Raw genomic sequence first — 9,273 nt, 5'->3', positions numbered from 1 at the left:
AGACGCGGAGAAAAATTTCTGGCAGACTGTCTGTAAAGGCACGATGAGGTCTCTTCTGATTTGTTAGCGCAACCAGTAGATCACACTTCATCGTGCTTTTCATTTTTCTGGGGAACCCTCAGCCCACGGGGAGAGGGTAGCATTTAAGGCATATGCTCCAGCTTCAGATACTCCTCGCTCTGCATCTCCTGCAGGCGCGACAGGCAGCGCTGGAACTCAAACTTCAAACGTTCCCCCTGATATACCTCATATAAAGGCACCTCGGCACTCACCACCAGCTTGACGTGGCGTTCGTAAAACTCGTCCACCAGCGCAATGAAGCGTCGCGCCTCGCTTTCCATCAGCCGTGTCATGACGGGTACATCCAGCAGCATCACCGTGTGGAACAGGCGCGAAAGGGCGATGTAGTCGTGCTGACTGCGGGCATCCACGCACAGCGTCGCAAAAGAGACCGCCAGCGTTTGGTTTTCAACACCGAGCGTAGGCAACGGACGATGGTTAATCTCCAGCGTCGGGGCGTTTTCGCGCTTTGCCCCCGCCAGCGCCAGCCACAGTTTATCCATCTGACGGGTGGTCTCGGCATTCAGCGGTGAGAGCCACAGGTGCGCCTGAGTCAGCGTGCGCAAACGGTAATCCACGCCTGCATCAACATTCATAATGTCACAATGCTGTTTGATGGCATCAATGGCAGGCAGGAAACGCGCCCGCTGGAGGCCGTTACGATACAGCTCATCCGGCGGAATATTCGAGGTGGCGACCAGCGTGATGCCGCGGGCAAACAGCGCTTTCATCAGGCCGCCCAACAGCATGGCATCGGTGATATCCGAAACAAAAAACTCATCGAAACAGAGGACGTCCGTTTCGGCCTTAAACCTGTCAGCCACAATATCCAGCGGATCGCTTTTGCCCTGCAGCGCCGTTAACTCTTCATGCACCCGCAGCATAAAGCGGTGGAAGTGCAGGCGTTGTTTACGCTCACCCGGCAGGCTCTGATAAAACAGATCCATCAACCAGGTTTTCCCGCGACCGACACCGCCCCACATATATAAACCGCGTGCCGGAGCGTTAGCCTGTGGCTCTTTTTTTCCGAGCAGTCGGCTCAATGCCGCCTTCAGCCCACCGCTCTGCCCTGCTTCCGCAGGTTTTGCCGTAAGCTCATGGAAAAGGGTATCCAGACGGTTAACCGCTTCACGTTGAACGTCATCCGGCTGATGTGAGCCCTCGTCCAGGGCCAGTTGATATCGCGATGCGGGGGACAGGTTTTGCATAATCTTGTTGTTATTCCTTCAATTAAACCTCATCAGCAGGCGTGACTGATGAAAAAAAGGCCGTTCTACACTACGCGATGATACGTCAGGATTCCACTTCTGCAGAAATAGCGGTTATAGTGGCAATATCAGGCACAGGCAGGAGCCGAGCCAACACCCTACGGAACAACAAGACAACGGGAGAAGTTCATGACCTGGGAATATGCGCTAATCGGTTTAGTCGTCGGCATCGTGATCGGTGCTGTGGCCATGCGTTTCGGTAATCGCAAATTGCGTCAGCAGCAGTCACTGCAATACGAACTGGAAAAGAACAAAGCCGAGCTGGAAGAGTACCGCGAAGAGCTGGTCAGCCACTTTGCCCGTAGCGCTGAGCTGCTGGACAACATGGCGACCGATTATCGCCAGCTGTATCAGCACATGGCAAAAAGCTCCAGCAGCCTGCTGCCGGAAATGACCGCGGAAACCAACCCGTTCCGCAACCGTCTGGCAGACTCTGAGGCCGGTAACGATCAGGCCCCTGTTCAGATGCCTCGCGACTATTCTGATGGCGCGTCCGGCCTGCTGCGCGGCGGTGTTAAGCGCGATTAATCACACAACCTGAAATTATTTTACGGGCGCAGCGATTGCGCCCGTCCTTTCTTCCTGACCCCAGCTATTATTTAGTTAAACACCTCATTGTTCAGCGGTTTAAAATTCAATAACATCAACGTGTTTTTGGGCCCGTTTTTTCCTTTACTCCAGGTTACGAGAGTCAGCATCGATGAAGAAAAAGAACCAGCTGTTGAGCGCGTTAGCGTTAAGTGTCGGGTTATCTCTCTCGGCGTCCTTCCCTGCCTTTGCCGCCCTTCCCTCGCAGGTGCCGGGCCAGACGGCGATTCCGAGCCTCGCACCCATGCTGGAAAAAGTGTTGCCTGCGGTAGTCAGCGTGCAGGTAGAAGGCACTGCCGTGCAAAGCCAGCGCGTACCTGAAGAACTGAAAAAATATTTTGGCGATGAGTCGCCCGACCAGCAGGCTCAGCCTTTTGAAGGGCTGGGCTCAGGCGTCATCATTGATGCGGCCAAAGGCTATATTCTGACCAACAACCACGTTATCAGCCAGGCCGATAAAATCAGCGTGCAACTGAATGATGGTCGGGAATTTGATGCCAAACTGATCGGCGGCGATGACCAGAGCGACATCGCGCTGTTGCAGGTGCAAAACCCAAGTAATCTGACCCAGATTGCCATCGCGGACTCCGACAAACTGCGCGTCGGCGACTTTGCTGTTGCCGTGGGCAACCCCTTTGGTTTAGGACAAACGGCGACTTCCGGGATCATTTCCGCGCTGGGGCGCAGCGGCCTGAATCTTGAAGGCCTGGAAAACTTTATCCAGACCGATGCCTCAATTAACCGCGGGAACTCCGGCGGGGCGCTGCTGAACCTTAACGGCGAGCTGATTGGTATTAACACAGCAATCCTCGCGCCAGGTGGCGGCAGTATCGGGATCGGGTTTGCGATTCCCAGCAATATGGCCAAAACGCTGGCACAGCAGCTTATCCAGTTTGGTGAAGTCAAACGCGGCCTGCTGGGCATCAAAGGGATGGAGATGAGCGCCGATATCGCAAAAGCGTTCAACATCAACGTGCAGCGCGGTGCGTTCGTCAGTGAAGTGCTGCCCAATTCCGGCTCGGCAAAAGCGGGCATTAAATCAGGTGATGTGATCGTCAGCCTGAATGATAAGCCGCTGAGCAGCTTTGCAGAACTGCGCTCACGTATCGCCACCACCGAACCGGGCGCCAAAGTGAAGCTGGGCCTGATTCGTGACGGCAAACCGCTGAATGTGGAAGTGACGCTGGACAAGAGCACCTCTTCATCCGCCAGTGCGGAGCTTATCGCCCCGGCACTGCAGGGCGCGACCCTCAGCGACGGGCAACTGAAAGACGGCACCAAAGGCATCAGCATCGATACCGTAGAGAAGAGCAGCCCTGCCGCACAGGCGGGATTGCATCAGGATGATGTGATCATCGGCGTGAATCGCACCCGCGTGCAGTCCATCGCTGAGCTGCGCAAGGTGCTGGAAAGTAAACCAACGGTCATTGCCCTGCAAATTATGCGCGGCAACGAATCTATCTATATTCTGTTGCGCTAAGCATTTGCTCTCCCGGGTATCACCGCCGCGTGTGATGTCCGGGATAACTCATGTTATGCTGCAAACCGTTCCTTTTTTAACGACACGCGCATCATGCTTTTAAAGCTCTTTCGTTCCATTGCCATCGGTTTGATTGTTGCGGGCCTGCTGTTAGCGGCCATGCCGTCTTTACGCCAGTTCAACAAGCTGTCGGCTCCCCAGTTTGACAGCGCGGATGAAACGCCTGCCACCTATAATCAGGCCGTTCGCCGTGCCGCACCCGCAGTGGTGAACGTCTACAACCGTGGTCTTAACAGTTCAGCCCATAACCAGCTGGAGATCCGTACCCTCGGCTCCGGCGTGATTATGGACGATCGCGGATACATCATTACCAACAAGCACGTGATCAACGATGCTGACCAGATCATCGTCGCACTTCAGGATGGCCGCGTGTTTGAGGCCTTACTTGTCGGCTCTGACAGCCTGACCGATCTGGCCGTGCTGAAAATCAACGCCACCGGCGGGCTGCCGGTGATTCCGATCAACCGTAAACGCACTCCGCACATTGGCGATGTGGTTCTGGCTATCGGTAACCCATACAACCTGGGGCAGACCATCACCCAGGGGATCATCAGCGCCACGGGTCGCATCGGTCTGAACCCATCGGGACGGCAGAACTTCCTGCAAACCGATGCCTCCATCAACCACGGGAACTCCGGCGGTGCGCTGGTCAACTCGCTGGGCGAGCTTATGGGTATCAACACCCTCTCCTTCGATAAAAGCAACGATGGCGAGACGCCGGAAGGGATCGGCTTTGCCATTCCGTTCCAGCTGGCAACCAAAATTATGGACAAGCTGATCCGGGACGGTCGCGTGATCCGCGGTTACATCGGAATTGGTGGTCGCGAAATTGCCCCTATGCATACGCAGGGTGGCGGGATCGATCAGATTCAGGGGATTGTGGTTAACGAAGTGGCGCCTGGCGGACCGGCTGCCAATGCGGGCATTCAGGTTAATGATGTCATTCTGTCGGTCAACGGCACACCGGCGGTCTCTGCGCTTGAGACGATGGACCAGGTGGCAGAAATTCGCCCGGGTTCCATCATCCCGGTTGAAGTCATGCGCAACGATAAGAAACTGACGCTGCATGTGACCATTCAGGAATACCCGGCCACCAACTGACGGGCATAAAAAAACGGAGCGTAGCGCTCCGTTTTTTTTACCGGGACAAGATCACTTGTTAACGAACTCTTCGCCCAGCGTGATATCTTTCTTCAGCGTGTCCAGCATACCTTCCATCGCGTTTTGTTCAAACGCGCTCAGCGTGCCAATTGGCTTACGCTCTTCGATACCGTTTTTACCGAGCAGCAGCGGCTGGGAGAAGAAGCGCGCGTGTTCGCCATCGCCTTCAACATAAGCGCATTCAACCACGCCCTTCTCGCCCTGCAGCGCGCGAACCAGTGACAGACCGAAACGTGCAGCCGCCTGGCCCATAGACAGCGTTGCAGAACCGCCACCCGCCTTCGCTTCCACCACTTCGGTGCCTGCGTTCTGGATACGTTTGGTCAGGTCAGCCACTTCCTGCTCGGTGAAGCTCACGCTTGGGATCTGCGACAGCAGAGGCAGAATTGTCACACCAGAGTGACCACCGATGACCGGCACTTCAACTTCCGTAGGCTGCTTGCCTTTCAGCTCAGCCACGAAGGTGTTAGAACGGATGATATCCAGCGTGGTCACGCCGAACAGTTTGTTCTTGTCGTAAACGCCTGCTTTCTTCAGTACTTCTGCCGCAATAGCGACCGTGGTGTTCACCGGGTTAGTGATGATACCGATGCACGCTTTCGGACACACTTCAGCGATCTGCTGCACCAGGTTTTTCACGATGCCTGCGTTGACGTTGAACAGGTCGGAACGATCCATACCTGGCTTACGCGCCACACCAGCGGAGATCAGCACAACGTCAGCACCCTGCAGCGCAGGACGCGCGTCTTCGCCGGAGAAGCCTTTGATGTTAACAGCGGTCGGGATGTGGCTCAGGTCAACCGCCACACCTGGGGTTACCGGAGCAATGTCGTACAGGGAGAGTTCTGAGCCTGAAGGCAGTTGGGTTTTCAGTAGTAGGGCAAGCGCCTGGCCGATACCACCAGCAGCGCCGAGGACTGCGACTTTCATCCTAAACTCCTTATTATGGTTAACTTAAGTATCTGTAAATCCGTTGCGGCGACCTTAATTCAGCAGGTAATTAATTACAATTTTCGTAGCTAAAGAATTTGAGGTCACGCGACTTTCTCTCTTCCCAGAAGACTCTCTGACAACAGATGGCAACGAATTAAGAGGTGGTTACAATACACCCTGCCACGCCACCAAAACAACATCATTTTGATAACATTTAATTTACTTTTAAGCTTATTTGCGTGGCGTGACCCAGGCATGTTTTCCGATAACGAAATCTGATAATATCACTCCCTTTCATAACATTATTTCAGGCTACTGCCTGGTAGATAATTTGCATAAAAATTCATCCACATGCATAATAATGTTGTTTCTATCGTCATATTCCGGGTGACTTATGCGAAGCTCGTCTAAGCAAGAAGAATTAGTAAAGGCGTTTAAAGCGCTACTCAAAGAAGAGAAATTCAGTTCTCAGGGAGAAATTGTTCAGGCGCTGCAGGAACAAGGCTTCGACAATATCAACCAGTCGAAAGTCTCCCGTATGTTGACCAAATTTGGCGCGGTGCGTACCCGTAACGCCAAAATGGAGATGGTCTATTGCCTGCCAGCTGAACTTGGCGTGCCGACAACCTCCAGCCCGCTGAAGAATCTGGTTCTGGATATCGACCACAACGATGCCGTTGTGGTGATCCACACAAGCCCTGGCGCCGCACAGCTGATTGCCCGCATGCTGGACTCTCTGGGTAAAACGGAAGGGATTCTCGGTACCATCGCCGGTGATGACACCATCTTTACCACGCCAGCCAACGGCTTTTCGGTGAAAGATCTCCACGAGGCGATCCTGGTTCTGTTCGAACAGGAGCTGTAATCCTCTCTCCCCGTAGCGTCGCTACGGGGTTCATTCTGCCCCCGCTGCGTTATCCCCTGTTTTCTCCTGTCCTCAATTTAACAAATAGTGCTTTTTACCACTCATTAACATTCAGCCAGTGAATGATAAATCAAAGAATCGCACAAAATATCAAAATCATTTATCCATATGATTTACTTAGATATAACACGCCAACGTGAACAGAAAATGACCAATATTATGCCATTAGGTTATAAAAATTGCGCTGTTTAACACGTAATTACCCATGAAACAATTAGTCTGGTATTAATTTTTACCGTTATTAGTGTATACTTGATTTTGTGATGAGGGTCACGAAACAAAGACCCCACTAAAAAATTCGACGAGGTAAAAATCATGAAAATCAAAACAACTGTAGCGGCGCTGAGCGTCCTGTCTGTCCTGTCATTCGGTGCTTTCGCAGCAGATTCCATTAATGCCGATCAGGCGCAATCCCGTGAGGCTATCGGTACGGTTTCTGTCGGCGCAATCGGCACGTCTCCAATGGACATGCATGAGATGCTGAACAAAAAAGCGGAAGAACAAGGTGCATCATCCTATCGCATCATTGAAGCGCGTTCCGGTGACCACTGGCACGCTACCGCTGAGCTGTATAAATAAGGTTTAGTAATAACAGAAGACGACTATCTCCACTCAACGGCACCAGGCATAAAAATAGCAGTTCAACCCTTCTCGCCGTTGAGCAAAAACCTCTTCAGGAGCAAAGACTATGAAAACCAAATTAATCATCGCAACCCTCGGTCTGGCATCGGTTCTCTCTTTCGGCGCAAGCGCAGCCGTCCAGCAGGTGAATACCGAGCAGGCGCAAAATCTGCAGTCTATGGGTAGTGTTTCCGTAACGTCCGTCACCGGCTCTCCGATGGATATCCGTCAGGAGCTGGCTGCAAAAGCTGAAAAAGCAGGCGCCAGCAGCTACCGCGTCACCGAACTGAATCAGGGTGACCACTGGCACGCTACGGCAGAACTGTATAAATAAACCCTCGTCGTATCTCATCATACGACTTGCCCCTGGTCTCGCTGGTCAGGGGCTTTTTTTCGCGTAATCAATGGCGCGCGTTGAAACGCAACTGCCCTTCCAGCTCTTCTTCTGCTTCATCAAACAATAAAATCAGCGCCCCAAATCGCCTGCGCAGCTTATCGGGCAGATGAATAAACTCTATTTCCAGCGGTAACGGCAGCTGACTGCCGGTCACCACATCCCACAGCATATCCAGATTCGTGACGCTTTCCCGTTCCAGATCAAACGCCCGGATAAATTCACGATAGAAGTCTTCCTGACTGTCGATCTCGTCAAAATCAAAGGTATAGGTTTTCATTGCCAGCCACCCAGTCCAGGCGAGCGGCAGATGCCGCCCTGTCTATTATAATCCCCCGATATGCAGGGTTTTGACTTCCAGATACTCTTCCAGCCCCAGCACGGACCCTTCTCGACCCAGGCCAGACTCTTTTACCCCACCAAAAGGTCCAAGCTCCGTGGAAACGGCGCACTCATTAATCCCAATCATCCCGCTTTCGATTGCCTGCGAGACGCGGAAAACGCGCGACAGATTCTGAGTATAAAAGTAAGCCGCCAGACCATAAGGCGTGTTGTTGGCGCGCTGGATGACTTCATCTTCAGAAGTGAAACGGAAGCAGGCGGCAACGGGACCAAACGTCTCTTCTTCCGCCAGTTTCATGCCTTCATGACAGTCGCCCAGCACGGTGGGCATCCAGAAATTGCCACCAAGCGGATGTGGTTTACCGCCCGCCAGGACAGTCGCCCCCCGGGCAACAGCGTCTTCCACATGCTCGCGCACTTTGTTCACCGCGGAGGGTTCAATCAGCGGGCCTACGACCACACCGTCTTCCAGGCCATTTCCCACCTTCAGCGCGTTCACCGCATCGGCCAGTTTGTTCACAAACTTGTCGTAGACGGTTTCCTGAATATAGAAGCGGTTAACGCTGACGCAGACCTGTCCGGCATTACGGAATTTGTTGGCGATTGCCCCTTTGACGGCAGCATCGATGTCCGCATCTTCAAACACGATATACGGGGCATTCCCCCCCAGCTCCATCGAAACTTTTTTCATGGTGTCCGCGGCGTTACGCACCAGCGTTTTGCCGACGGAAGTGGAGCCGGTAAACGAGATTTTCCGCACCTCGTGGCTCGCCATAATCGCGTCGCTGATCTCATGCGTATTACCGGCCACGGCGTTGAGGACGCCATCCGGCACACCGGCCTGTTTCGCCAGCGTGAGCAGCGCAAACGCGCTGAGCGGGGTGTTGTTTGCCGGTTTGATGACCCCGGTACACCCCGCTGCCAGCGCCGGACCAAGCTTACGGGTGAGCATCGCCATCGGGAAGTTCCACGGCGTAATTGCCGCCACCACTCCCACAGGCTCACGGGTAGCCAGAATGCGGGAGCCCGGTTTGATCGGCGGAATAATTTCACCGTTAGCACGCTTGGCCTCTTCGGCAAACCACTGAATAAAACTGGCGGCGTACTCCACCTCGCCTTCAGCTTCTTTCAGGGGTTTGCCCTGTTCGGTGGTCATTAACCGACCAAGCCAGCTTTTATTCTCAATTATCAGTTCATACCAGCGATAGAGAATGGTCGAGCGCTCTTTCGCGGTTTTGGCCCGCCAGGCCGGGAAGGCTTTCGCGGCGGCGGCAATCGCCTCTTCGGTTTCTGCTTTACCGGCTTTCGCCACTTTGGCGATAACATCACCGGTGGCCGGGTTTAACACATCAAACGTCGTGTCCAGCGGTTTCCATATGCCGTTAACCAGATAACCGGTCTGAAAAAGAATGTGGTCCTGAAGCGCCTGGGTAGTCATGTG

At 53.6% G+C, this 9,273-nt stretch carries 10 protein-coding genes; 6 read left to right on the top strand and 4 right to left on the bottom strand.

The genetic code is table 11. From position 1 onward, the window contains the following. Window positions 1-143 precede the first annotated feature (143 nt). Window positions 144-1,268: a cell division protein ZapE gene (zapE, locus tag PUZ33_RS22335; protein ID WP_058680245.1), complete on the bottom strand. Its 1,125-nt coding sequence runs from the start codon at window positions 1,266-1,268 to the stop codon at window positions 144-146. Between the two features lie 189 nt (window positions 1,269-1,457). On the opposite strand from zapE, the gene zapG reads away from it, so the two are divergent. The 3 genes from zapG (at window position 1,458) to degS (ending at window position 4,557) form a co-directional block, all read left to right on the top strand. Then, complete coding sequence (gene zapG / locus PUZ33_RS22330; protein WP_008502832.1) at window positions 1,458-1,856, top strand: Z-ring associated protein ZapG; 399 nt, start codon at window positions 1,458-1,460, stop codon at window positions 1,854-1,856. A 172-nt stretch (window positions 1,857-2,028) separates the two neighbouring features. Then, a complete protein-coding gene (gene degQ, locus PUZ33_RS22325; RefSeq protein WP_013098969.1) occupies window positions 2,029-3,396 on the top strand; it encodes a serine endoprotease DegQ in 1,368 nt (455 codons plus the stop codon). Window positions 3,397-3,489: 93 nt separating this feature from the next. Beyond that, complete coding sequence (degS, locus tag PUZ33_RS22320) at window positions 3,490-4,557, top strand: outer membrane-stress sensor serine endopeptidase DegS (protein WP_013098970.1); 1,068 nt, start codon at window positions 3,490-3,492, stop codon at window positions 4,555-4,557. A gap of 51 nt (window positions 4,558-4,608) precedes the next feature. Here degS and mdh read toward each other — a convergent pair whose 3' ends face one another. Then, window positions 4,609-5,547 carry a malate dehydrogenase gene (gene mdh / locus PUZ33_RS22315; protein ID WP_058680244.1) on the bottom strand — a complete coding sequence of 313 codons (939 nt, stop codon included), beginning with the start codon at window positions 5,545-5,547 and terminating at the stop codon, window positions 4,609-4,611. 397 nt (window positions 5,548-5,944) lie between these two features. On the opposite strand from mdh, the gene argR reads away from it, so the two are divergent. From argR to yhcN (PUZ33_RS22300), 3 genes are all read left to right on the top strand, one after another. Beyond that, entirely contained in the window at window positions 5,945-6,415 is a 471-nt protein-coding gene (gene argR / locus PUZ33_RS22310; RefSeq protein ID WP_013098972.1) for a transcriptional regulator ArgR, read from the top strand. A gap of 375 nt (window positions 6,416-6,790) precedes the next feature. Beyond that, window positions 6,791-7,054: a peroxide/acid stress response protein YhcN gene (yhcN, locus tag PUZ33_RS22305; protein ID WP_013098973.1), complete on the top strand. Its 264-nt coding sequence runs from the start codon at window positions 6,791-6,793 to the stop codon at window positions 7,052-7,054. A 109-nt stretch (window positions 7,055-7,163) separates the two neighbouring features. Continuing rightward, window positions 7,164-7,430 carry a peroxide/acid stress response protein YhcN gene (gene yhcN, locus PUZ33_RS22300; RefSeq protein WP_013098974.1) on the top strand — a complete coding sequence of 89 codons (267 nt, stop codon included), beginning with the start codon at window positions 7,164-7,166 and terminating at the stop codon, window positions 7,428-7,430. Between the two features lie 67 nt (window positions 7,431-7,497). Here the strand turns inward: yhcN (PUZ33_RS22300) and PUZ33_RS22295 are convergent, their stop codons facing one another. Both PUZ33_RS22295 and PUZ33_RS22290 read right to left on the bottom strand, forming a co-directional pair. After that, window positions 7,498-7,770 (bottom strand): barstar family protein, encoded by a 273-nt coding sequence (locus PUZ33_RS22295; RefSeq protein WP_013098975.1) that lies wholly within the window; start codon window positions 7,768-7,770, stop codon window positions 7,498-7,500. Between the two features lie 45 nt (window positions 7,771-7,815). Next, on the bottom strand, window positions 7,816-9,270 hold the full coding sequence (locus tag PUZ33_RS22290; RefSeq protein ID WP_013098976.1) for an NAD-dependent succinate-semialdehyde dehydrogenase: 1,455 nt from the start codon (window positions 9,268-9,270) through the stop codon (window positions 7,816-7,818). Window positions 9,271-9,273 lie beyond the last annotated feature (3 nt).

This window comes from Enterobacter cloacae complex sp. 2022EL-00981, from assembly GCF_028737495.1.
GTDB lineage: Bacteria > Pseudomonadota > Gammaproteobacteria > Enterobacterales > Enterobacteriaceae > Enterobacter > Enterobacter cloacae.
Note: the sequence above shows the minus strand (reverse complement) of the source record. Positions and strands in the feature narration are given on the sequence as shown.